This is a genomic window from Burkholderia sp. AU45388, assembly GCF_030481585.1.
Classification (GTDB): domain Bacteria; phylum Pseudomonadota; class Gammaproteobacteria; order Burkholderiales; family Burkholderiaceae; genus Burkholderia; species Burkholderia sola.
Map to the genome: position 1 here is coordinate 40,873 of NZ_JAUJPV010000004.1, position 23,457 is coordinate 64,329.

At 65.7% G+C, this 23,457-nt stretch carries 23 protein-coding genes; 13 read left to right on the forward strand and 10 right to left on the reverse strand.

Annotated features, from left to right (window positions below; genetic code table 11):
• The first annotated feature begins 165 nt into the window (after positions 1-165).
• From rplU to proB, 4 genes are all read left to right on the forward strand, one after another.
• A complete protein-coding gene (gene rplU / locus QZM72_RS09880) occupies positions 166-477 on the forward strand; it encodes a 50S ribosomal protein L21 (protein ID WP_027783472.1) in 312 nt (103 codons plus the stop codon).
• 24 nt (positions 478-501) lie between these two features.
• On the forward strand, positions 502-765 hold the full coding sequence (gene rpmA, locus QZM72_RS09885) for a 50S ribosomal protein L27 (protein WP_006476999.1): 264 nt from the start codon (positions 502-504) through the stop codon (positions 763-765).
• Between the two features lie 187 nt (positions 766-952).
• Positions 953-2,065 (forward strand): Obg family GTPase CgtA, encoded by a 1,113-nt coding sequence (obgE, locus tag QZM72_RS09890; protein ID WP_089466619.1) that lies wholly within the window; start codon positions 953-955, stop codon positions 2,063-2,065.
• Between the two features lie 89 nt (positions 2,066-2,154).
• Complete coding sequence (gene proB / locus QZM72_RS09895) at positions 2,155-3,273, forward strand: glutamate 5-kinase (protein ID WP_006476997.1); 1,119 nt, start codon at positions 2,155-2,157, stop codon at positions 3,271-3,273.
• Positions 3,274-3,368: 95 nt separating this feature from the next.
• Here proB and QZM72_RS09900 read toward each other — a convergent pair whose 3' ends face one another.
• Both QZM72_RS09900 and QZM72_RS09905 read right to left on the reverse strand, forming a co-directional pair.
• Positions 3,369-3,977: a CNP1-like family protein gene (locus QZM72_RS09900; RefSeq protein WP_050013884.1), complete on the reverse strand. Its 609-nt coding sequence runs from the start codon at positions 3,975-3,977 to the stop codon at positions 3,369-3,371.
• A gap of 13 nt (positions 3,978-3,990) precedes the next feature.
• A complete protein-coding gene (locus tag QZM72_RS09905) occupies positions 3,991-4,635 on the reverse strand; it encodes an RNA pyrophosphohydrolase (protein WP_069616810.1) in 645 nt (214 codons plus the stop codon).
• Between the two features lie 219 nt (positions 4,636-4,854).
• On the opposite strand from QZM72_RS09905, the gene QZM72_RS09910 reads away from it, so the two are divergent.
• Together QZM72_RS09910 and QZM72_RS09915 are read left to right on the forward strand one after the other, a co-directional pair.
• The gene (locus QZM72_RS09910) at positions 4,855-6,591 is read left to right on the forward strand and encodes a proline--tRNA ligase (protein WP_301737976.1); all 1,737 of its coding nucleotides are present in this window, start codon (positions 4,855-4,857) and stop codon (positions 6,589-6,591) included.
• Positions 6,592-6,612: 21 nt separating this feature from the next.
• On the forward strand, positions 6,613-7,215 hold the full coding sequence (locus QZM72_RS09915; RefSeq protein WP_301737977.1) for a MarC family protein: 603 nt from the start codon (positions 6,613-6,615) through the stop codon (positions 7,213-7,215).
• A 94-nt stretch (positions 7,216-7,309) separates the two neighbouring features.
• Here QZM72_RS09915 and QZM72_RS09920 read toward each other — a convergent pair whose 3' ends face one another.
• Positions 7,310-7,861, reverse strand: coding sequence for a hypoxanthine-guanine phosphoribosyltransferase (locus QZM72_RS09920; RefSeq protein ID WP_023477519.1), 552 nt, complete (start codon positions 7,859-7,861; stop codon positions 7,310-7,312).
• A 94-nt stretch (positions 7,862-7,955) separates the two neighbouring features.
• Positions 7,956-9,323, reverse strand: a complete 1,368-nt coding sequence (gene ffh, locus QZM72_RS09925; RefSeq protein ID WP_089434517.1) for a signal recognition particle protein — start codon at positions 9,321-9,323, stop codon at positions 7,956-7,958.
• 89 nt (positions 9,324-9,412) lie between these two features.
• Here ffh and QZM72_RS09930 point away from each other — a divergent pair, with 89 nt between their 5' ends.
• The 7 genes from QZM72_RS09930 (at position 9,413) to QZM72_RS09960 (ending at position 17,329) form a co-directional block, all read left to right on the forward strand.
• Positions 9,413-10,306 (forward strand): inner membrane protein YpjD, encoded by an 894-nt coding sequence (locus QZM72_RS09930; RefSeq protein WP_089466622.1) that lies wholly within the window; start codon positions 9,413-9,415, stop codon positions 10,304-10,306.
• Between the two features lie 13 nt (positions 10,307-10,319).
• Positions 10,320-10,634, forward strand: coding sequence for a PP0621 family protein (locus tag QZM72_RS09935; protein ID WP_089466623.1), 315 nt, complete (start codon positions 10,320-10,322; stop codon positions 10,632-10,634).
• A complete protein-coding gene (gene ampD, locus QZM72_RS09940; protein WP_089466624.1) occupies positions 10,631-11,221 on the forward strand; it encodes a 1,6-anhydro-N-acetylmuramyl-L-alanine amidase AmpD in 591 nt (196 codons plus the stop codon). Before QZM72_RS09935 ends, ampD begins: the two co-directional genes overlap by 4 nt.
• A 452-nt stretch (positions 11,222-11,673) precedes the next feature.
• Complete coding sequence (locus QZM72_RS09945) at positions 11,674-14,667, forward strand: ribonucleoside-diphosphate reductase subunit alpha (protein WP_089466626.1); 2,994 nt, start codon at positions 11,674-11,676, stop codon at positions 14,665-14,667.
• A gap of 365 nt (positions 14,668-15,032) precedes the next feature.
• On the forward strand, positions 15,033-16,244 hold the full coding sequence (locus QZM72_RS09950) for a ribonucleotide-diphosphate reductase subunit beta (protein ID WP_006476978.1): 1,212 nt from the start codon (positions 15,033-15,035) through the stop codon (positions 16,242-16,244).
• Positions 16,245-16,326: 82 nt separating this feature from the next.
• Positions 16,327-16,653 (forward strand): hypothetical protein, encoded by a 327-nt coding sequence (locus QZM72_RS09955; RefSeq protein ID WP_084044093.1) that lies wholly within the window; start codon positions 16,327-16,329, stop codon positions 16,651-16,653.
• Positions 16,654-16,681: 28 nt separating this feature from the next.
• Complete coding sequence (locus QZM72_RS09960) at positions 16,682-17,329, forward strand: histone H1-like DNA-binding protein (RefSeq protein ID WP_081059044.1); 648 nt, start codon at positions 16,682-16,684, stop codon at positions 17,327-17,329.
• A 252-nt stretch (positions 17,330-17,581) separates the two neighbouring features.
• Here QZM72_RS09960 and QZM72_RS09965 read toward each other — a convergent pair whose 3' ends face one another.
• The 6 genes from QZM72_RS09965 to accC all read right to left on the reverse strand — a co-directional run bounded on the left by QZM72_RS09965 (position 17,582) and on the right by accC (position 23,404).
• Complete coding sequence (locus QZM72_RS09965; RefSeq protein ID WP_089466629.1) at positions 17,582-18,055, reverse strand: glycine zipper 2TM domain-containing protein; 474 nt, start codon at positions 18,053-18,055, stop codon at positions 17,582-17,584.
• Positions 18,056-18,074: 19 nt separating this feature from the next.
• A complete protein-coding gene (locus tag QZM72_RS09970) occupies positions 18,075-19,013 on the reverse strand; it encodes a carbohydrate kinase family protein (protein WP_089466630.1) in 939 nt (312 codons plus the stop codon).
• Between the two features lie 85 nt (positions 19,014-19,098).
• Entirely contained in the window at positions 19,099-19,602 is a 504-nt protein-coding gene (gene tpx / locus QZM72_RS09975) for a thiol peroxidase (RefSeq protein WP_006476975.1), read from the reverse strand.
• Positions 19,603-19,673: 71 nt separating this feature from the next.
• Complete coding sequence (locus QZM72_RS09980) at positions 19,674-21,086, reverse strand: zinc-ribbon and DUF3426 domain-containing protein (RefSeq protein ID WP_089466631.1); 1,413 nt, start codon at positions 21,084-21,086, stop codon at positions 19,674-19,676.
• Positions 21,087-21,131: 45 nt separating this feature from the next.
• Complete coding sequence (prmA, locus tag QZM72_RS09985; protein ID WP_089466632.1) at positions 21,132-22,034, reverse strand: 50S ribosomal protein L11 methyltransferase; 903 nt, start codon at positions 22,032-22,034, stop codon at positions 21,132-21,134.
• 2 nt (positions 22,035-22,036) lie between these two features.
• Positions 22,037-23,404, reverse strand: a complete 1,368-nt coding sequence (accC, locus tag QZM72_RS09990; RefSeq protein ID WP_050013869.1) for an acetyl-CoA carboxylase biotin carboxylase subunit — start codon at positions 23,402-23,404, stop codon at positions 22,037-22,039.
• Positions 23,405-23,457: the final 53 nt, after the last annotated feature.

Genomic DNA, 23,457 nt, shown 5'->3' on the forward strand with positions numbered 1-23,457 from the left:
ATATGCCGGTCTGTCGGACGTAGCAGCGGCGCGATTTTGACCGTCCGGCCGAGGCCCGCGCGCGGCAATCGTCGATCGGCTTTGACTTGGGTGCTAACCCCATGTATAATCACGTGTTTTCCGCGCGTGGTGTGCGGAAAAATTGGATCCAGAGTGAGGTTCTCAATGTACGCGGTCATAAAAACCGGCGGCAAGCAGTACAAGGTTGCCGTTGGCGAAAAACTCAAAGTAGAACAGATACCGGCTGACATTGACGCTGAAATCACGCTCGACCAGGTTCTCGCAGTGGGCGAAGGCGAATCGATTAAGTTCGGTGCGCCGCTGGTCAGTGGGGCTTCCGTCAAGGCCACCGTTGTGTCGCACGGTCGTCATGCCAAGGTCACCATCTTCAAGATGCGTCGCCGGAAGCACTACCAAAAGCATGGCGGCCACCGCCAGAACTACACTGAGCTGCGCATCGACGCGATCAACGCGTAAGCGCCTCGGTTAAGGAGCAATCAGATGGCACACAAAAAGGCAGGCGGCTCTTCCCGGAACGGCCGCGACTCCGAGTCGAAACGTCTCGGCGTGAAAGTGTACGGCGGCCAGGCAATCAATGCCGGCGGCATCATCGTGCGTCAGCGCGGTACGCGCATGCACGCTGGCGAGAACGTCGGCATGGGCAAGGATCACACCCTGTTCGCGCTGGTCGACGGTCACGTCAAGTTCGCGACGAAGGGCGCGGACAAGAAGCATCTGGTCATCGTCGTCCCGGCGGCTGCCTAAGTCAGGCACCCACGGGCTTCGTAGCCGAAAGGCCCCGCAGTCTTCGCGGGGCCTTTTTTTATTGGGTCGCCGCCCGCCGGTGCGGGCCGGCGACCCTCGCGCAACCGGCGTACGATCGGCCGAACGGCCGATTGTTCAAGCGTGCCGGCGCGCGGCACAATAGCGGAAATACTGGGCGGAGTGACGAATGAAGTTCATTGACGAAGCACGAATCGAAGTCATCGCCGGCGACGGAGGCGATGGCAGCGCGTCGATGCGCCGCGAGAAATTCGTCCCGTTCGGCGGGCCGGACGGCGGCGACGGCGGCCGGGGCGGCAGCGTTTACGCGATCGCCGACCGCAACATCAACACGCTGATCGACTACCGTTACGCGAAGAAGCACCTCGCGCGCAACGGCGAAAACGGCCGCGGCTCCGATTGCTACGGCAAGGGCGGCGACGACGTCACGCTGCGCATGCCGGTCGGCACGATCATCAGCGACATGGATACCGGCGAGCTGATCGCCGACCTCACCGAGCACGACCAGCAGGTGATGCTCGCGCAGGGCGGCGCCGGCGGCCTCGGCAACCTGCATTTCAAGTCGAGCACGAACCGCGCGCCGCGCCAGAAGACGGACGGCAAGCCGGGCGAGCGGCGCATGCTGAAGCTCGAGCTGAAGGTGCTCGCCGACGTCGGGCTGCTCGGCATGCCGAACGCGGGCAAGTCGACCTTCATCTCGTCGGTGTCGAACGCGAAGCCGAAGATCGCCGACTACCCGTTCACGACGCTCGCGCCGAATCTCGGCGTGGTGCGGGTCGGCCCGAGCAAGAGCTTCGTGATCGCCGATATCCCGGGGCTGATCGAGGGTGCGGCCGAAGGCGCGGGCCTCGGGCATCAATTCCTGCGTCACCTGCAGCGTACCGGCGTGCTGCTGCATCTGGTCGATCTCGCGCCGTTCGACGAAAGCGTCGATCCCGTCGCGGAGGCGACGGCGATCGTCGGCGAACTGCGCAAATACGACGAGGCGCTCTACGAGAAGCCGCGCTGGCTCGTGCTCAACAAGCTCGACATGGTGCCGGAAGACGAGCGCGAGGCGCGCGTCGCGGATTTCCTCGACCGCTTCGGCTGGGACGGCCCCGTGTTCGAGATCTCGGCGCTGACGGGCCAGGGCTGCGAAGCGCTGTGCTACGCGATCTACGACTACCTGTCCGAACATTCGGACGCGCATCGCGCGGCGGAGGCGGAAGATCTCGCGGCGGACGTGCGATTCCGCGATGCGCCGCCGGCGAAGGGCGGCGCGGCCTCGGGCGACGACGCCTGAACGGTTAGGTCACGCGCCGGGCGTGCCGCCCGGCGTCGGCGTTCAATCGCGCCCGGCGGGCCGGCATCAGATACAGGAGACAGTGCAGGATGCGTTCGATCATCGCGGATTCGAAGCGATTGGTGGTGAAGGTGGGCTCCAGCCTCGTGACCAACGACGGCAAGGGGCTCGATCATGCTGCAATCGGCCGCTGGGCAGCCCAGATCGCCGCGTTGCGTGCGCAGGGCAAGGAAGTCGTGCTCGTCAGTTCGGGCGCGATTGCCGAAGGCATGCAGCGGCTCGGCTGGAGCAAGCGGCCGCGGGAAATCGACGAGCTGCAGGCCGCCGCCGCGGTCGGCCAGATGGGGCTCGCGCAAGTCTACGAGAGCCGCTTCACCGAACACGGCATCCGCACCGCGCAGATCCTGCTCACGCACGCCGATCTGGCGGATCGCGAACGCTACCTGAATGCGCGATCGACGCTGCTCACGTTGCTGCGGCTCGGCGTCGTGCCGATCATCAACGAAAACGACACGGTCGTCACCGACGAAATCAAGTTCGGCGACAACGATACGCTCGGTGCGCTCGTCGCGAACCTGATCGAAGGCGATGCGCTGATCATCCTCACCGACCAGTCGGGGCTGTTCACCGCCGATCCGCGCAAGGATCCGAACGCGACGCTCGTCGGCGAGGCCAATGCGGGCGCGCCGGAGCTCGAGGCGATGGCGGGCGGGGCCGGCTCGAGTCTCGGCCGCGGCGGGATGCTGACCAAGATCCTCGCGGCGAAGCGCGCGGCCCACAGCGGCGCGAATACCGTGATCGCGAGCGGCCGGGAGGCCGACGTGCTCGTGCGTCTGGCGGCCGGCGAGGCGATCGGCACGCAACTGATCGCCCGTACCGCGCGGATGGCGGCGCGCAAGCAATGGATGGCCGACCATCTGCAGGTGCGCGGCCACGTCGTGATCGATGCGGGCGCGGTCGAGAAGCTGACGGCCGGCGGCAAGAGCCTGCTGCCGATCGGCGTGATCGACGTACAGGGTGCGTTCGCGCGCGGCGAGGTGATCGCGTGCGTGGGCCCGGACGGGCGCGAGGTGGCGCGCGGGCTCACGAACTACAGCAGCGCGGAAACGAAGCTGATTCACCGCAAGCCGAGCGGCGAGATCGAGACCGTGCTCGGCTACATGCTGGAGCCTGAACTGATTCATCGCGACAACCTCGTGCTGGTGTGATCGCCGGCCACGTGCCGTCGTTCAAATGAAAAAGCCCGCGCGATGCGGGCTTTTTCGTGCGACAGGACGATGCGGGCAACCCGCATCGCGTGCCGTCAGCGCAACTGCGTCATCGCGGTGCGGTGGAACCGGATGTTTTCGAGGATCTGCCGGGTCGAGCCCTGCGGCATCTTGTTCGCGCAGAAGTAGTCCTGGTAGAGCGCGGAGTGGTAGGCGTTCAGTTCGCCGTTCTCGATGCGCCGCCAGTCGTTCTCGACGGTGCGATCCCAGCCGTTGTGGTCGGAGTTCAGGCCGGCGTACTGGCGCCACTCGTAGGTGTCGCAGCGGATGCCTTCGTAGTTCACGTTGCGCGCACCGGCCGGGCTTGTGACGACGACTGCGTAGCGCACGACGCCGTCGCTGCCGACCTCGAGCGACTTCGCATCGACGAAGAACTTCAGCGGCGTGTTCTGCGACACGTTGAACGGCAGAAGATCGCCCGTTTGCGGCAGCGGCGGCAGCGTGTCGACGGCGTTTTCCTTCCAGGTTCCCTGACGGTCGAGCAGGTACACGAACTCGCTGTCATCCTTGTTGGACGGCGCTTTCGAGTTCGCGCAGCCGGCCAGGGCGGCCATTGCGGCGATCGATGCGAGCGCGAGAGCAATCGCTTTCAATATGCATTCCTCGTAAAAAAAGGGCGCGACACCAAGGTCGCGCCCGGTCATGCAGTCCGACTCGTCATTTGCCGACGATCACGTGGGGCGGCATCTCGTCGAGCGTGCCCGCTTCCACTTCGATCTCCGAACAGACTACCGATGTGTCGACAATCGTCAGCGTCTGGGCCTGTGCGCCAATGACGCGCGGATAGCGCGACACACGCGGCCCGCGCGGCTTCTCGGCTCGCTGCGCCGGGCGGCGCAGGAAGCGCGACAGTTCCGTCAGCGCCAACTGATAGACATCCCGCTTGAACTCGATCACCGCATCGAGCGGCACCCAATACTCGTTCCAGCGCCACGCATCGAACTCCGGGTGGTCGGTCGCGCGCAAGCAAATGTCGCAATCGCGTCCAACCATCCGCAGCAGGAACCAGATCTGCTTCTGGCCGCGGTAATGACCGCGTACTTCGCGTTTGATGAACTTGTCAGGCACCTCGTAACGCAACCAGTCGCGGGTGCGGCCGATTATCTTGACGTGTTCCGGATGCAGGCCCGTTTCCTCGTGCAGTTCCCGGTACATTGCCTGCATGGGGGTCTCGCCGTACTTGATCCCACCTTGAGGAAACTGCCAGGAATGCTCGCGGAGCCGCTTGCCCCAAAACACCTCGTTGCGCGCGTTCAAGAGGATGATGCCGACGTTCGGGCGAAAGCCTTCACGATCCAGCATACAACCACCTTCGAATCCTTTAAAATTGCTTTGATTATAAACAGATAACGGGCGCTGCGCACCGTGACGGAGCGAATCCGCGCGGGGTACACCGGCTGAATTGTCCCTGATTAGTCTGCTACGTCATCTGCGCCATCGTCGTTCGCGGCGCGTCGCTTTTTTCACCTTGAAACTTTTTCGGGCGCCCCGCCTGGGGGCGCCGTTTTTGGAACCGTCCGCATGAAAGCTTCCCGTTTCTTTATCGGCACCCTGAAAGAGGCACCCGCCGACGCAGAGATCGTCAGCCACAAGCTGATGGTCCGCGCCGGCATGATCCGTCGCGTCGCCGGCGGCATCTACAACTACCTGCCGGTCGGCCTGCGTTCGATTCGCAAGGTCGAGGCGATCGTGCGCGAGGAAATGAACCGGGCGGGCGCCATCGAGCTGCTGATGCCGGCCGTGCAGCCGGCCGAGCTGTGGCAGGAGTCGGGCCGCTGGGAGCAGTACGGCCCCGAGCTGCTGCGCTTCAAGGACCGCAAGGACAACGATTTCGTGATCGGGCCGACGCACGAGGAAGTCGTCACCGACATCGCGCGCAACCAGATCAAGAGCTACCGGCAGATGCCGGTGAATTTCTACCAGATCCAGACGAAGTTCCGCGACGAGATCCGTCCGCGCTTCGGCGTGATGCGCGGCCGCGAATTCATCATGAAGGACGCGTATTCGTTCGACAAGGACGCAGCCGGCCTGAACGAGTCGTATCGCAAGATGTACGACGCGTACGTGCGCATCTTCACGCGCCTGGGCCTCGAGTTCCGCGCGGTCGCGGCCGACAGCGGCTCGATCGGCGGCAACTTCTCGCACGAGTTCCACGTGATCGCCGATACCGGCGAGGACGCGATCGCGTACTGCCCGACGTCCGAATTCGCGGCGAACGTCGAGGCCGCCGAAGCGCTGCCGCTGATTGCCGAGCGCGCGGCGCCGGCCGAAGCGATGGAGAAGGTCGCGACGCCCGGCAAGGCGAAGTGCGAGGCCGTCGCCGAACTGCTGTCGATTCCGCTCGAGCGCACGATCAAGTCGATCGTGCTCGCGACCGACAACGAAGGCGCCGAGCCGACCATCTGGCTCGTGATGCTGCGCGGCGACCACGACCTGAACGAGATCAAGGTGTCGAAACTGCCGGGCCTGAAGAACCACCGCTTCGCGACCGAGCAGGAAATCGTCGAGTGGTTCGGCACGCCGCCGGGCTATCTCGGCCCGGTCGGCACGAAGAAGCCGGTCAAGGTGATCGCCGATCGCACGGTCGCGAACATGAGCGACTTCGTCGTCGGCGCGAACGAGGTCGACTATCACATCGCGGGCGTGAACTGGGGCCGCGACCTGCCGGAGCCGGAGGTCGCCGACGTGCGCAACGTGAAGAAGGGCGATCCGTCGCCGGACGGCCAGGGCGCGATCGACATCTGCCGCGGCATCGAAGTTGGCCACGTGTTCCAGTTGGGCACCAAGTATTCGGAAGCGATGGGCGCGACGTTCCTCGACGAGTCGGGCAAGCCGCAGCCGATGCTGATGGGCTGTTACGGCGTCGGCATCACGCGCATTCTCGGCGCGGCGATCGAACAGAACTTCGACGAGAAGGGCATCATCTGGCCCGAGTCGATCGCGCCGTTCGAGGTCGTGCTGTGCCCGATGGGCTATGACCGCAGCGACATGGTGCGCGAGACGGCCGACAAGCTGTACGCGGAACTCGTCGCGGCCGGCATCGACGTGATCCTCGACGATCGCGGCGAGCGCCCGGGCGTGATGTTCGCCGACTGGGAGCTGATCGGCGTGCCGCATCGTCTCGTGATCGGCGAGCGCGGCCTGAAGGAAGGCAAGATCGAGTACCAGGGCCGCCGCGACGCCGAAGCGACGCTGCTGCCGGCCGACACGGCCGCGGCGACGGTCGCCGAGAAGATCCGCACCGCGCTCGCGCACTAAGCGCGGCGACCGGGCGACACGATGGAATACACGTTCCTGTCGGCCACCGTGCTCCTCGTGCTGATCACGGATCCGCTCGGCAACATTCCGCTGTTCATTACGGCGATGCGGGATGTGCCGCGCGAGCGGCGCGTGAAGCTGATCCTGCGCGAAGTGGGGATCGCGTTCGTGATCCTGCTGTTCTTCATGCTGGTCGGCGACCGCTTCCTGCGGATGATGAGCCTCACCGACCTGTCGTTGCGGCTCGGCGGCGGGATCGTGCTGTTCCTGATCGCGCTGCGGATGATCTTCCCGCACCCGGACGGCGCGCTCGGCAGCGATCCGCGCGCGGGCGGCGAGCCGTTCATCGTGCCGCTCGCGATTCCGGCGCTGGCCGGGCCGTCCGCGCTCGCGACGGTGATGCTGCTGACGTCGCAGGCGCCCGGCAAGATGCTCGAGTGGGTCGGCGCGCTGACGGTCACGATGCTCGTCTGCGCGATCACGCTGGTGCTGGCCGAACGGATCCAGCAGTGGCTCGGCGAAAGGACGGTCGCGGCGTTCGAGCGGCTGATGGGGCTCGTGCTGGTCGCGATCTCGGTCGAGATGCTGCTGGCCGGCATCCGCGCGTTCGTGCACCAGTTGTAACCAACGCAGGCGGCGCGCGCAAAAAAGCGGCGCTCCGGGAAACCGGAGCGCCGCTTTCTATTGATATAGCGGTATGGCGCGGACAGCGCGGCGATCAGACGTTCGCGGTCAGCGCGCGGATCGTCGGCAAGTTGCGCCAGTAGCCCTTCGCGTCCATCCCGCAGCCGAACACATAGCGGTCCGGCACCGAGAAGCCGCAGAAATCGGGGTGCAGCGGTTTCGCCTTCGCGAGCGTCTTCTCGCACAGCACGGCCGACATGAAGCGCTTTGCGCCCATGTCGAGGATCCGGTCGCGGATCGCGGCCATCGTCTCGCCTTCGTCGAGGATGTCGTCGAGCACGAGCACGATGCGATCCTTCACCGATTCGCGCGGCGCAACGCGCCAGTGCATCTCCGGGCTGCCCTGCGTCGTGTTGCGGTAGCGGGTCAGGTGGATGTAGTCGAATTCGAGCGGGAAATCGAGATGCGGCAGCAGCATCCCGGTAAACACCGCGGCGCCGCCCATCACCGAGAGAACGAGCGGGAACGCGTCGCCGATCTCGGCGCGGATCGCGTCGGCCATCTTCGAGATCGACGCGTTGACGGCGTCGGCCGAGACGATCTCTTCGGAGTGGTCGAAAATGTGGAGGGCTTCTTCGCGGTTCATGTGTTCTGGCGGGCAGTCGGTATACAAATAAGGATGAAGCAGAACGGCCAGCGCGCGCTACGGCAAAAACCCGCGCGCCGGCCGACGGACGGAATCAGCGCATGCCGGGCATCATGCCTTTCAGGCCGCGCATCATCTTCTGCATGTTGCCGCCCTTCAGCTTCTTCATCATCGTACGCATCTGGTCGTACTGGTTCAGCATCCGGTTGACTTCCTGCACCGGCACGCCGGCGCCGGCCGCAATGCGGCGCTTGCGCGTCGCCTTGATGATTTCGGGTTTCGCGCGCTCGGCGGGCGTCATCGAGCTGATGATGCCCTCCATCCGGCGGATCGACTTCTCGGCCTGGCCCATGTCGGCGCCGGCCGCCGCCTGCTGGAACTGCGCGGGGAGTTTGTCCATCAGCGAGGACAAACCGCCCATGTTCTTCATCTGGGAGATCTGCGCGCGGAAATCGTTCAGGTCGAAATCGCCGCCCTTCTTGACCTTGTCGGCGAGCTTCTGCGCGGCCTGCACGTCGACGCCGCGCTGCGCTTCCTCGACGAGCGCGAGGATGTCGCCCATGCCGAGGATCCGGTTCGCCATCCGGTCGGGGTGGAACACCTCGAGGCCGTCGAGCTTCTCGGCGACGCCGACGAACTTGATCGGCTTGCCCGTGACGTGACGCACCGACAGCGCGGCGCCGCCGCGCGAATCGCCGTCGAGCTTGGTCAGCACGACGCCGGTGAGCGGCAGCGTGTCGTTGAACGCCTTCGCGGTGTTGACGGCATCCTGGCCGAGCATCGCGTCGACGACGAACAGCGTTTCGGCCGGCTTCAGCACGCCGTGCAGCGCGGCGATTTCCTGCATCATCGCCTCGTCGATGCCGAGGCGGCCGGCCGTGTCGACGAGCAGCACGTCATGGTAGTGGCGCTTCGCCCAGTCGACGGCCGCGAGCGCGATGTCGACGGGCTTCTGGTCCGGCGTGGACGGGAAGAAGTCGGCGCCGACCTGCTCGGTCACCGTTTTCAGCTGCATGATCGCGGCCGGGCGATACACGTCGCACGACACCGTGAGCACCTTCTTCTTGTACTTCTCGCGCAGCAGCTTCGCGAGCTTGCCCACGGTCGTGGTCTTGCCCGCGCCCTGCAGGCCGGCCATCAGGATCACGGCGGGCGGCGTGACCGCGAGGTTCAGCTCGGCGGCCTTGCCTTCGTAGTCGCCGCCGATCACGGCGGTCAGTTCCTTCTGGACCACGCCGACGAGCGCCTGGCCCGGCGACAGGCTGCTGATCACTTCTTCGCCGAGCGCCTTTTCCTTGACCTTGGCGATGAATTCGCGGACGACCGGCAGCGACACGTCGGCTTCCAGCAGCGCGAGACGCACCTCGCGGAGCATCTCCTGCGTGTTCGCCTCGGTGAGCCGGGCCTCGCCGCGCAGCGTCTTGACGACGCGCGCCATCCGTTGAGTGAGATTGTCGAGCATGGGGAGCGATGGACAGTGGGGCCCGAAGGCGCGGCGGAACCGAACAAAGGGAGCCGTCGCGAGGAGGGGGCCTAGTGTAAACTTCGAACATGGATATTGTACTGTATGCCCTCACCGCATTCCTGTACGGCGGCCTCGCCGTCGCAGGCTGGCGCACGCACCGTCAGGGCGCGACGCCGCTCGTGGCGAGCGTGCCGGCCGTGCCGGTCCCCGCGTCGGCCGCGTCCGGGATGAGCGGGGCCGGCCGCGCGCTGCTGTTCGCCGCGCTGCTCGCGCACGGCGTGCTGCTCCACATGACGATCTTTCCGAACGACGCGATGGTGTTCGGCTTCGCGTTCGCGCTGTCCGCGATGTTCTGGCTCGGCGCCGGCATCTACTGGATCGAGAGCTTCTTCTTCCCGCTCGACAGCCTGCGCCTGCTGGTGCTGCCGCTCGCGTGCGGCGCGTCGCTGCTGCCGCTGATATTCGGCGGCGTGCGGGTGCTGCCTTATGCCGCAGCGCCGCTGTTCAAGCTGCATTTCCTGATCGCGAACATCGCCTATGGGCTGTTCGCGATCGCCGCGCTGCACGCGATCCTGATGCTGATGGTCGAGCGGCGCCTGCAGTCGCTGCGCAACGGCGGGCGCGACGGCTCGACCGGCTGGATCGCGAGCTGGCTCGAAACGCTGCCGCCGCTGCTCACGCTCGAGAAGCTGTTGTTCCGCCTGATCGGCGCCGGCTTCGTGCTGCTGACGCTGACGCTCGCGTCGGGCATCCTGTTCAGCGAGCAGGTCGACGCACGCGCGTTGCGGCTCGACCACAAGACCGTGTTCGCGATCCTGTCGTGGCTGATGTTCGGCGGCCTGCTGGTGGCCCGCAAGACGTCGGGCTGGCGCGGCCGCGGCGCCGCGCGCTGGGTGCTCGTGTCGTTCGCCGCGCTGCTGCTCGCGTATGTCGGTAGCCGGTTCGTTTTCGAGGTGCTGCTGCACCGCTCCGTGGTTTGACCGCAGGTTTCCGATGCGACAGATTCTTCTCCTGATCCTTCTCTTCTTCGCGGGTTCGTGGCTCGCGCGCAAGCTGCGTCACGCGCAGGAACAGGCGCAGGCGCGCGCCGGCCGCGGCGCCGGTTACGACGGTGCGCCCCGTGCCGGGGGTGGCGCCGCGCGCCCGAACGGCGACGTGCGGTCGCTGCCCGAGCCGATGGTGCGCTGTGCCGAATGCGGCGTGCACGCGCCGAAGGGCGACGCCGTCGCCGCGAGCGGCGAATACTTCTGCAGCGCCGAGCATGCGCAGCGCCACGCCGCGCGCGTGAACGGCCGCGACGCGCGATGAGCGACGCGCCGGTGTTGTCGGTCGACGCGAACGGCTGGGTGCGCGAAGCGCGCCATGCGCCGTCGCCGAACTTCGAGGCGCGGCCCGCGGGGGCGGCGCCGACGCTCGTGGTCGTCCACAACATCAGCCTGCCGCCCGGCGAATTCGGCGGCGACGCGATCGAGGCGCTGTTCCTGAACCGCCTCGACTGCGATGCGCACCCCTATTACCAGCGCCACCTGCGCGGCGTGCGCGTGTCCGCCCATTTCCTGATCCGCCGCGACGGCGAGCTGGTGCAGTTCGTGTCGTGCGACGAGCGCGCGTGGCACGCAGGCTCGTCCGAGTTCTTCGGCCGCACGCGCTGCAACGACTTCTCGATCGGCATCGAGCTCGAAGGCGCGGACGACGTGCCGTTCGACGATGCGCAATACGCGGCGCTCGCCGCACTTTCCCGCGCGCTTGCCGCGCGCTACCCGGTCGACGCGTTCGCCGGGCACTCGGACGTCGCGCCGGGCCGCAAGACCGACCCGGGCCCGCATTTCGATTGGCAACGCTTCGCGAGCGATGCCGGGTTTTCCGCCGAATACTTTCCTTTCATTCAGCACTGATCGCGGGGTTTTTTGAGCGGAGAAAGTTTTTTCTCCGATCAATGCCTTGCCGTGTCTGCGCGTGAGCGATGTCAAGTCCTCTATCGCAAATTATCCGTTTGGACGTCCTCCGAATGTCCACTATACTTGGTGCCAGTTGAGCAGTTCTGTACTAGATATAGTGTGTGTCGCAGGGGAAAACCCGAGCGGCACCGGCCGGCGGGCAACGCCGGCGAACAGGGTTCTCACGGCGGCGCGTCAGGCCGGGCGGTCCGGGCGTCGCGATCAGCGCAGCGAACATCGACGGGGCAGGGTACACATGACGAAGCACACGACCGGCTGGGTTGTCGCGCATCGACCGAACCGGCTTCCCCGGCGCATCGCTCGCCTCTTACCGCTCGCGCACCGCATTGCGCAGCGTTCGTTTTAATCCGCGGTTCTCTCCGCACCATCCAACACCAGGAGCTTTGCACATGCAAACCACCGACAACGCGACGTCCCAGTACGAGAGCGCCTCGAGCCGTCCGCTCGGCGGGACCGAACAGGGCGCGAAGGCGCTCGCGCCGCAGGCCACGTTCGCCGACTACAAGGTGATCCGCCGCAACGGCAGCGTGGTGTCGTTCGAACCTTCGAAGATCGCGATCGCGGTGACCAAGGCTTTCCTGGCCGTCAATGGCGGGCAGGGCGCGGCATCGGCGCGCGTCCGCGAGCAGGTCGAACAACTGACGCACAACGTCGTTCGCGCGCTCGTGCGCAGCCGCCCGAACGGCGGTACGTTCCATATCGAAGACATTCAGGACCAGGTCGAACTCGCGCTGATGCGCGGCGGCGAGCACAACGTCGCGCGTGCGTACGTGCTGTATCGCGAGAAGCGTCACCTCGAGCGCCAGCATGCGGGCGAGGAAGCGGCGGCAGCGGGCGGCGAGTCGGCCACCGGCATCAACGTCGTCGACAACGGCGTCACGCGCCCGCTCGACCTGAACGCGCTGCGCGCGCTGATCGTGTCGGCGTGCGACGGTCTCGGCGCTGCGGTTAACCCTGACCCGATCGTCGCGGAGACGGTGAAGAACCTGTACGACGGCGTGCCGATGAGCCAGGTCTACGACTCGGCGATCCTCGCGGCGCGCACGATGATCGAAAAGGATCCGGCATACAGCCAGGTCACGGCCCGCATCCTGCTGCACACGATCCGTCGCGAGATTCTCGGCGAGGAAGTCGTGCAGGCCGAGATGTCGACCCGCTACGCCGAATACTTCCCGCAGTTCCTGAAGCGCGGCGTCGACGCCGGCCTGCTCGACGACAAGCTGCTGCAGTTCGACCTGAAGCGCCTCGGCGAAGCGCTCGACGCGAACCGCGACCTGCAGTTCGGCTACCTCGGCCTGCAGACGCTGTACGACCGCTACTTCCTGCACGTCGAAGGCACCCGCATCGAAATGCCGCAGGCATTCTTCATGCGCGTCGCGATGGGCCTGTCGCTGAACGAGATCGACCGCGAAACGCGCGCGATCGAGTTCTACAACGTGCTGTCGAGCTTCGACTTCATGAGCTCGACGCCGACGCTGTTCAACTCGGGCACGCACCGCTCGCAGCTGTCGTCGTGCTACCTGACGACGGTCGCGGACGATCTCGACGGCATCTATGAAGCGCTGAAGGAAAACGCGCTGCTGTCGAAGTTCGCCGGCGGCCTCGGCAACGACTGGACGCGCGTGCGCGCACTCGGCTCGCATATCAAGGGCACGAACGGCAAGTCGCAAGGCGTGGTGCCGTTCCTGAAGGTCGTGAACGACACGGCCGTCGCGGTGAACCAGGGCGGCAAGCGCAAGGGCGCGGTGTGCGCGTACCTCGAATCGTGGCACCTCGACATCGAGGAGTTCCTGGAGCTGCGCAAGAACACCGGTGACGACCGTCGCCGCACGCACGACATGAACACGGCGAACTGGATTCCCGACCTGTTCATGAAGCGCGTGATGGAAGGCGCCGACTGGACGCTGTTCTCGCCGTCGACCTGCCCGGACCTGCACGACAAGTTCGGCGCCGAATTCGAGAAGGCTTACACGGCTTACGAAGAGAAGGTCGCGCGCGGCGAGATCAAGCTGTTCAAGAAGATCCCGGCGCAGCAGCTGTGGCGCAAGATGCTCGGCATGCTGTTCGAGACGGGCCACCCGTGGATCACGTTCAAGGATCCGTGCAACGTGCGCTCGCCGCAGCAGCACGTCGGCGTCGTCCATTCGTCGAACCTGTGCACGGAAATCACGCTGAACACGAGCGACACCGAAATCGCGGTGTGCAACCTCGGCTCGGTGAACCTCGTCGCCCACCTGGTGAAGCAGGCCGACGGCAGCTACGCGCTCGACCACGACAAGCTCAAGCGCACGATCAGCGTCGCGATGCGCATGCTCGACAACGTGATCGACATCAACTACTACGCGGTGCCGAAGGCGCGCAACTCGAACCTGAAGCACCGCCCGGTCGGCATGGGCATCATGGGCTTCCAGGACTGCCTGCACCTGCTGCGCACGCCGTACGCGTCGCAAGAGGCGGTCGAGTTCGCCGACCGTTCGATGGAAGCCGTCTGCTACTACGCGTACTACGCGTCGACCGAGCTGGCCGAAGAGCGCGGCCGCTACTCGAGCTACCGCGGCTCGCTGTGGGATCGCGGCATCCTCCCGCAGGACACGCTGAAGCTGCTGACGGAAGCGCGCGGCGGCTACGTCGAGGTCGACACGTCGGAATCGCTCGACTGGACGACGCTGCGTTCGCGGATCGCCGCGCACGGCATGCGCAACTCGAACTGCGTCGCGATCGCGCCGACGGCGACGATCTCGAACATCATCGGCGTGTCGGCCTGTATCGAGCCGACTTTCCAGAACCTGTACGTGAAGTCGAACCTGTCGGGTGAATTCACGGTGGTGAACGAGTATCTCGTTCGCGACCTGAAGGAACGCGGCCTGTGGGACGAAGTGATGGTCGCCGACCTGAAGTACTTCGACGGCATGCTGTCGCGCATCGACCGCATCCCGGCCGACCTGCGCGCGATCTACGCGACCGCGTTCGAGGTCGATCCGACGTGGCTCGTCGAAGCGGCATCGCGTCGCCAGAAGTGGATCGATCAGGCGCAGTCGCTGAACATCTACATGGGCGGCGCGTCGGGCAAGAAGCTCGACGAGACCTACAAGCTCGCATGGCTGCGCGGCCTGAAGACGACCTACTACCTCCGCACGATGGCGGCGACGCACGTCGAGAAGTCGACGGTCGCACACGGCGCGCTGAACGCAGTGCCGACGGGCGGTGCGGGCGGCAGCGGCGGCGCGCAAGGCGCAGCGGGCGGCTTCAGTGCGGCCGGCGGCGGTGCGTCGTCGGGCGCGGTCAACGCGGCGCCGGCACTCGCGCCGGTCGAAGCAGACGGCCCGGTGTGCACGATGCGTCCGGGCGACCCCGGCTTCGACGAGTGCGAAGCGTGCCAGTAACGCAGTGCGCCTGACCTGAGAAGCAGGCCCGAGCGGCGCACACGACAATCGATCGAGGTTGAAGTGTGCGCCGCGCTCAACTAAAAAAATGATAAGGAATCTGTAGCGCGACACCTGCGTTGCAGGCAATGACAAGCGATCGAAACATCTCCGACGGCGTCGCGTTTCGATCGGCGTTCGATGCGTCGAGCGCACCTCGCGATACAAGCGCGACTCACGTCGCGCGCTGCATGAACGACGATGCGTTGCTCAAAGTGTTGTATCGAGGTCGCAACGCGAATCGAAAAAAGGATTTTTCGTGAGCGAACCCTTTTATCGCTCAGGAAAAGATGGTACAAACCGTTCTAAATTGATGGTGAGAATTTATGCTCAACTGGGATGACGAGAAGACTGCCGTAACCCCCGCGAGCGGAGCGCAGCAAAACGCCATGCGCACCTCCGCCGGGATGGCTGTCGGAATGCAGGCTGCAACGCCTGCCGCCCATCAGGTCCGTGACATTTTCGAAGGCGATCTCGCGGTGCCGCCGCAAGCATCGGCTGTTCCCGCCGGCGGTACGGAAGCGCGGGTCAATGTCGCCGACAAGCGCATCATCAACGGCCAGACCGACGTCAATCAGCTGGTGCCGTTCAAGTACAAGTGGGCGTGGGAAAAGTATCTGGCCGGTTGCGCGAACCACTGGATGCCGCAGGAAATCAACATGTCCCGCGACATCGCGCTGTGGAAGGACCCGAATGGTCTGACCGAGGACGAGCGCCGCATCGTGAAGCGCAACCTCGGCTTCTTCGTGACGGCCGATTCGCTCGCGGCGAACAACATCGTGCTCGGCACGTACCGCCACATCACGGCGCCCGAGTGCCGGCAGTTCCTGCTGCGCCAGGCGTTCGAAGAAGCGATCCACACGCACGCGTACCAATACATCGTCGAATCGCTCGGTCTCGACGAAGGCGAGATCTTCAACGCGTATCACGAGGTCACGTCGATCCGCGCGAAGGACGAATTCCTGATCCCGTTCATTCATACGCTGACGGACCCGGCCTTCAAGACCGGCACGCTCGAAGCGGATCAGAAGCTGCTGAAGTCGCTGATCGTGTTCGCCTGCATCATGGAAGGCCTGTTCTTCTATGTCGGGTTTACGCAGATCCTCGCACTCGGCCGCCAGAACAAGATGACGGGTGCTGCGGAGCAATATCAGTACATCCTGCGCGACGAGTCGATGCACTGCAACTTCGGCATCGACCTGATCAACCAGATCAAGCTCGAGAACCCGCATCTCTGGACCGCGGAATTCCGCGCCGAGATCCGCGAGCTGTTCAAGCAGGCTGTCGAACTCGAATACCGCTACGCCGAGGACACGATGCCGCGCGGCGTGCTGGGTTTGAACGCGTCGATGTTCAAGAGCTATCTGCGCTTCATCAGCAACCGCCGTTGCCAGCAGATCGGCCTCGACCCGCTGTTCCCGAACGAGGAAAACCCGTTCCCGTGGATGAGCGAGATGATCGACCTGAAGAAGGAGCGCAACTTCTTCGAGACGCGTGTGATCGAGTATCAGACGGGGGGCGCGCTGTCCTGGGAATAACCCGCGGCAGCGAACCCGTTACATGATGGAGCAGCCGGTGGCCTCTCGGCCCTGGCCCAAGGTTTAGGAGCAAGAACGCCTGATGCAAAGCATGCCCGGTGCCTTAACGGCCCAACGATACGACAGGCACTTTGCGAACCCTTCAGTGGGATGGGCAAACTTCCCTCCGGAAAAAGCGGACGGCCGTGTGGCGGTCCGCTTGATCAAGCGATTAGGGGTAGCGGCGCGAGGTGCGCCGGCTACCGACTTGATTTGGCGCGCGAGGCCGGGCGGTCACGCGCGCCATACCGTATTCATTAGCGTAAGCGCGCGGTATCTGCGTACGCCGATGAATAGCCCGCTTCGAAGCGCACGTCCTGAACAGCGTCCGCGGGAAGCGGGTTTTGACGAAGGGTGTAGTTTGAACTGACTCTCATCTGAACCTGAAGGAGAACAACATGGCTACTGCCAAGAAGAAACCGGCTGCTAAGAAGGTTGCTGCCAAGAAGACCGTTGCGAAGAAGGCTGCTGCTCCGGCGAAGAAGGCCGCGGTGAAGAAGGTTGCTGCGAAGAAGGTCGCGGTGAAGAAGGTTGCCGCGAAGAAGGCAGCACCGGCGAAGAAGGCCGCTGCAAAGAAGGTCGCAGCCAAGAAGGTCGCAACGAAGAAGGTTGCAGCCAAGAAGGTCGCAGCGAAGAAAGTCGCGGTGAAGAAGGTTGCTGCAAAGAAGGCGGCACCGGCCAAGAAGGCCGCCGCGAAGAAGGTTGCAGCCAAGAAAGTCGCAGTGAAGAAGGTTGCTGCGAAGAAGGCCGCACCGGCGAAGAAGGCTGCTGCGAAGAAGGCTGCGCCGGCGAAGAAGGCTGCTGCCAAGAAGGCCGCGCCTGCGAAGAAGGCTGCCGCGAAGAAGGCTGCGCCCGCCAAGAAGGCTGCCCCTGCGAAGACGGCTGCCGCCCCGGCGAAGAAGGCTGCTGCCCCGAAGAAGGCCGTCGTGAAGAAGGCTGCACCGGCAACGACCGCGTCGACCGCATCGGTTGCGCCGGCATCGGGCGTGAAGACCGCGCTCAACCCGGCAGCGGCATGGCCGTTCCCGACCGGCAGCCGTCCGTAATCGCGGCTGAGCAGCATCACCCGGGCACTCACGTGGTGTCCGTGGGTTGAGTAGCGCTACTCAATCAGTCCCGCCATCTGGTTCAGGTGGCGGGATTTTTTTCGTCCGTATGAGTCGTCGCTGAGCCGCCGATAGGGTGCCGCTCGGCTGGCCGACGCGAGCGCCGACGAAAACGGGCGGACGAAAAAAAACGCATGTGCGGCTTCGCACATGCGTTCGACCGCGGCTTGCGCCGCGTGCTGAGGATACCGGTTAGTGCGTGACGCGCGTGACGCCGCCGCTCGACAGCAGACGGACACGCTCGCCGGCGCGGAACGCTTCGCCGCTTGCCGCCTGCGTGATCGAGCGCAGATCGCCGTTGTCGAGGCGCACGGTGATTTCCACACCGTTCGCCGTGCTGAGGTTTTCGCCGACCGCGTTACCCGCCACCGCGCCGACGAGGCCGCCGGCGATCGCCGTCAGGATCGAGCCCTTGCCGCCGCCGATCGCGCTGCCCGCGACCGCGCCGAGTGCGCCGCCGCCGAGCGTGCCGATCGCGCTGCCGCCGCCGTCGGACTGGATGCGCACCGCACGGACGCTTTCGACCGTGCCCATGCGGACCGTCTGTTCGCGCTGCGCCTGGCCGACGCTATAGACATCCGCCGAACCGGGTGCCGTGAAGCAGCCGGCGAGGGACAGCGTGGCCGTCAGCATGGCCGCGAGCGTGAGGGTTTTTTTCGTCAACATCTTTGCTCTCCCACAATATTCATTTGAGACTGTAACCGAATGCAGTCTCGAAACGCGCGTCGATTTCGGCGCGCGTCAGTACGTAACTTTGGGGCCCCTGATGGGCGATCTTCAGCGAGCCCATCAGGCTCGCGAGGCGGCCGGTGGTTGCCCAGTCGAGGCCGTGCTCGATGCCGTAGAGCAGGCCGCCCCGGAAGGCGTCGCCGCAGCCGGTCGGATCGGCGATGCGCTCGGCCGGCACGACCGGAATCTGCTCCGCACCCTGCTTGTGGCGGATCGTCGCGCCGTGCTCGCCACGCGTGATGACGAGCGCATCGACCCGGCTGGCGATTTCATCTTCGGACCATCCCGTCTTGTCGCTCACCAGCTTGGCCTCGTAGTCGTTGACCGCTACGTAGGTCGCAAGTTCAATGCTGCGGCGCAGCGTCGCACCGTCGAACAGCGGCAGGCCCTGACCCGGATCGAACACGAACGGCACACCGGCCTCGGCGAGCTCTTCCACGTGCTGCACCATCCCGTCGAAGCCGTCCGGGCCGACGATCGCGAGCTTGATGTCCGGCGCGTCGCCCGCGTGGTTCAGGTGCGATTGCATCATCGCGCCCGGGTGGAACGCCGCGATCTGGTTGTTGTCGAGATCGGTCGTGATCATCGCCTGCGCGGTGTACGTTTCGGGCAGCACGAGAACGTGGTCGCGGCGCAGGCCGAGCTGGTCGAGCCGGTCGAGATACGGCTGCGCATCCAGCGCGCCTATCGTCCCCATGATCCGCGCATCGCCGCCGAGCAGGTGCAGCGCATACCCGATGTTGCCCGCGCAGCCGCCGAATTCGCGGCGCATCGTCGGCACGAGGAAGCTCAGGTTGATGAGGTGCACCTGGTCGGGCAGGATGTGCTCGCGGAACCGCCCTTCGAAGGTCATGATGGAGTCGTAGGCGATCGAGCCGCAAATCAGCGTAGCCAAGGTGTGCGTTCCTGTAGAAATGAGGGGCCCTGCGCGACAACGCCGCGCGAAGGGCGCGGCGCGGCAGGGGAAAGCGGAAGAAAGCTTACTTCAGTGCGGCGAGCGCTGCATCGTAGTTCGGCTCGTCCTTGATTTCGCCGACGAGTTCCGCGTGGATCACCTTGTCCTGCGCGTCGAGCACGACCACCGCGCGTGCGGTCAGGCCGTTCAGCGGGCCGCTCGTCACGTCGACGCCGTATGCGTTCGCGAACGCGCGGCCGGTGCGGAACGTCGATGCCGTCACGACGTTCGCGAGGCCTTCGGTCGTGCAGAAGCGCGTGGCGGCGAACGGCAGGTCGGCGGACACGACGATCACGACCGTGTTGTCGAGCGACGACGCGGCTTCGTTGAACTTGCGGGTCGACGTCGCGCAGGTCGGCGTGTCGAGGCTCGGCACGATGTTCAGCACCTTGCGCTTGCCGGCGAAGCTGGCGAGCGACAGATCGGCGAGATCCTTGCCGACCAGCTTGAAATCGGCGGCTTGCGCGCCGACGGCCGGGAACGTGCCGGCGAGATCGATCGGGTTGCCACCCAGCGTAACTTTGCTCATGTTCGTGCTCCGAAATAGCGCGCCGCTCGGGCGCGCGGGTTGAGACGGGCGCGCAAGCGCGCCGCGGCGCGTCACGGATAGAAAATCTGGACGCGGAAATTCGAGGCGGGCGTGCCGTTCGTGTCGATGCGGACGACCATCGTCTGCGTCGTGCCGGGCGGCAGCCCGGCGTCGATCGGCGTGCCCGGGCGCACGTAGTCGCGCGGCGCGAGCACGCGGCGCACGGTGACGTGATTGGTGTCGTCGAGCAGCGTGAGTTCGAGCGACGGGTACGCGAGTGCGACGCGGTAGCGGTTCGTCAGCGGCACCTTCAGTTCGAGCTCGCGCGGGCCGTCGAGCTGGCGCAGGTCGGTCGCGTCGAGCCGCAGCCCGTCGATCGCGCGCGGCGGCGTGACCGTGCAGCCGAGCGGCGCGCACGCCTGCCGGAACCAGCCCTGCGTGACAGGCCAGTAGATCATCAGCGTTTCGCGTTGCCACCACGCCAGTTGCGCGACGAGCAGCCCGACCAGCGCGGCTGCGACGAGGCCGCCGAAAAAGCCGCCGAGCATCCCGCGTCGCTGCGGCGCGCGCGTCTCGCGCGTGACGGCGAAGTGCGGGCGATCGTCGTCGGTCAGTGCGGCGGGGAAGGGGACGGCGGGTTGGGCGGCCGGTGGGGTGACGGTCCGGGCGACTGGTTCATCGGCTGCCGCTGCTGTCGCGGCGTTGTCGTGCCGGGAGAAGGTGTCGGGTTCCGATGCGGTCTCGGTTTCGGCTTCGGCTTCGGTGATGGCCGGTGCGGGCGTGAACGCGAAACGCGGTTCGCGCGGCGCGCGTTCGTCGTCCGGCGCCGCGAAGTGCGTGGGCACGACGGGTTCGTCCGGTTCGGCGGCGGTTTCCGTTTCGGGCGGCAGGTGAGCGACGAAGCGGGGCTCGCGCGGGTCGCGCTCGACCGGCGCGGGCAACGGCGCGGCTTCTTCGGTGTCGTGCGGTTCGTGCTGCGTTTGCGGCGAATGCGGTTCGGCCGGTTGCTCGACGGCTGCCGAGGCATCGAGTTCGGCCGGAGACGACGCGAACGGCTCGGGCGTACCCGACAGGTGGACGACGCCGGCTTCCGTGGAAGGAAGCGCGAGCGGTATCAACGGCTCGGTGCGCAAGGTTTCGACGCTGTGCTGCAGCGACGGATCGACGCCGGCGTCGAGCCACGGCGCCCACATGTCCCAGCCTTCCGGCTTGTAATCGGCGCCGGTCGGCAATTCGGGCGGCGCGTCGGCGGTGAACAGCCGAGCCGGGGCGGCCTGCTGGTGTGCGTTGCCGCCGTGCGGCGCGGCGGCCGGTTCCGTCAATGCCGGCTCGGGCTGCGGCGCATACTCGGGAACGAGCGATTCGGCGGCGTTGAAGACTTCGTGGCAATGGCCGCAGCGCACGAGCCCCTGATGCAGCGAGAGCTGTTCCTGCTGCAGCCGGAAGACGGTTTCGCAATGAGGGCAGCGCGTCGCAAGAAGCATGTCGAGCCGGGCGGCCTGCTGGCCAGAGTGAAGGACAGCGCTATTCTAATGGCTTTCGCGCCGGGTTCCGGCAAGGCATACCCAACCTTCGTGTTCGCGCCAGACCGAGATGTCGACGTAGCGCGCATAAACGGCCGCGACTTCGTCCGCCTGGCGCGCGAGCACGCCCGACAGCGCGATGCGCCCGCCTGGCTTGACCTTCGATGCGAGCATCGATGCCATCAGCTTCAGCGGGTTCGACAGGATGTTCGCGACGACGATGTCGAATTCGCCGTCCGGGCATGCATCGGGCAGCCCGTACGTGACTTCCGCCCGATTGCGCTCGCTGTTCTGGCGCGCCGATTCGACCGCTTGGGGGTCGATGTCGATGCCGATCACGGGGTTCGCCCCGCATTTCTTCGCGAGGATCGCGAGAATGCCCGAGCCGCAACCGTAGTCGAGCACCGACTGGCCTGGCTCCACCGACTGCTCGAGCCACTCCATGCACAGACGGGTCGTGGGATGGCTGCCGGTGCCGAATGCGAGGCCGGGGTCGAGTTCGAGGACGAGCGCATCGGGATCGGGCGCATCGTGCCACGACGGCACGACCCAGATCCGCTCGCCGATCGGGATCGGCTCGAACTGCGACTGCGTGAGCCGCACCCAGTCCTGCTCCTCGACTTCGCGCACGACGAACTTCGGCGTTTCGGCGAGGCCGATCTCGTTCGCGGCCGCCGCGAGCAGCACGGCCGGCTCGTGATCGGCGGACAACAGCGCGACCACGCGCGAGTGCTGCCACGCGGTGCGATCGGGCACGAGGCCCGGCTCGCCGAAGAGCGGCTGTTCGTCGGGCGTGTCGGCGTCGGCGTCCTCGACGGACACCGACAGCGCGCCGAGATCGAGCAGCGCGTCGGACAGGGCCTCCGCATGCTCGCGGGCCAGTTCGACGACGAGTTCGCGATAACTCATGCTTACGCTTCTTCCGGTGCGACCTGCTGCTTCTGCGCGAGCCGGTTTTCGAGGTAATGGATGCTGGTGCCGCCTTCGACGAACTTCGCGTCGATCATCAACTCGCGGTGCAGCGGGATGTTGGTCTGGATGCCTTCGACGACCATTTCCGACAGCGCGATGCGCATCCGGCGGATCGCCTGCTCGCGCGTCGCGCCGTAGGTGATCAGCTTGCCGATCATCGAATCATAGTTCGGCGGCACGAAATAGCCATTGTAGGCGTGCGAATCGACGCGCACGCCGGGGCCGCCCGGCGTATGCCACGACGTGATCCGGCCCGGCGACGGCGTGAACTTGAACGGATCTTCGGCGTTGATCCGGCATTCGATCGCATGTCCGCGGAACTGGATGTCGCGCTGGCGCAGCGTGAGCTTCTCGCCGGCCGCGATGCGGATCTGTTCCTGCACGATGTCGACGCCGGTGATCAGTTCCGATACCGGGTGCTCGACCTGCACGCGCGTGTTCATCTCGATGAAGTAGAACTCGCCGTTTTCGTACAGGAATTCGAACGTGCCCGCGCCGAGGTAGCCCATCTTCTTGCATGCGTCCGCGCAGCGGTCGCCGATGCGGTCGATCAGGCGACGCGGAATGCCGGGCGCCGGCGCTTCCTCGATCACCTTCTGGTGGCGGCGCTGCATCGAGCAGTCGCGCTCGCCGAGCCAGATCGCGTTCTTGTGCGCGTCCGACAGCACCTGGATCTCGATGTGGCGCGGGTTCTCGAGGAACTTCTCCATGTACACCTGCGGGTTGCCGAACGCACGGCCGGCTTCCTCGCGGGTCATGTTCACCGCGTTGACGAGCGCGGCCTCGGTGTGCACGACGCGCATCCCGCGCCCGCCGCCGCCGCCCGCCGCCTTGATGATGACCGGATAGCCGATCGCGCGCGCAATCTTGACGATCTCCTTCGGATCGTCCGGCAACGCGCCTTCCGAGCCCGGCACGCACGGCACGCCGGTCTTGATCATCGTCTGCTTCGCGGTGACCTTGTCGCCCATCATGCGGATCGTTTCCGGGCGCGGGCCGATGAACGTGAAGCCCGACTGCTCGACGCGCTCCGCGAAATCGGCGTTTTCCGACAGGAAGCCGTAACCGGGGTGGATCGCCTCGGCATCGGTGACTTCCGCGGCGCTGATCAGCGCCGGCATGTTCAGGTAGCTCAGGTTCGACGGGGCCGGGCCGATACAGACGGCTTCGTCCGCGAGGCGCACGTACTTGGCTTCCTTGTCGGCTTCCGAGTACACGACCACCGTCTTGACGCCGAGTTCGCGGCACGCGCGCTGGATGCGCAGCGCGATTTCACCGCGGTTGGCAATGAGGATTTTTTCAAACATAGCGAGTATTCGTCTCTTCGAGGGGCGCGCGAACGGCGCCTGGCGAGCATCTC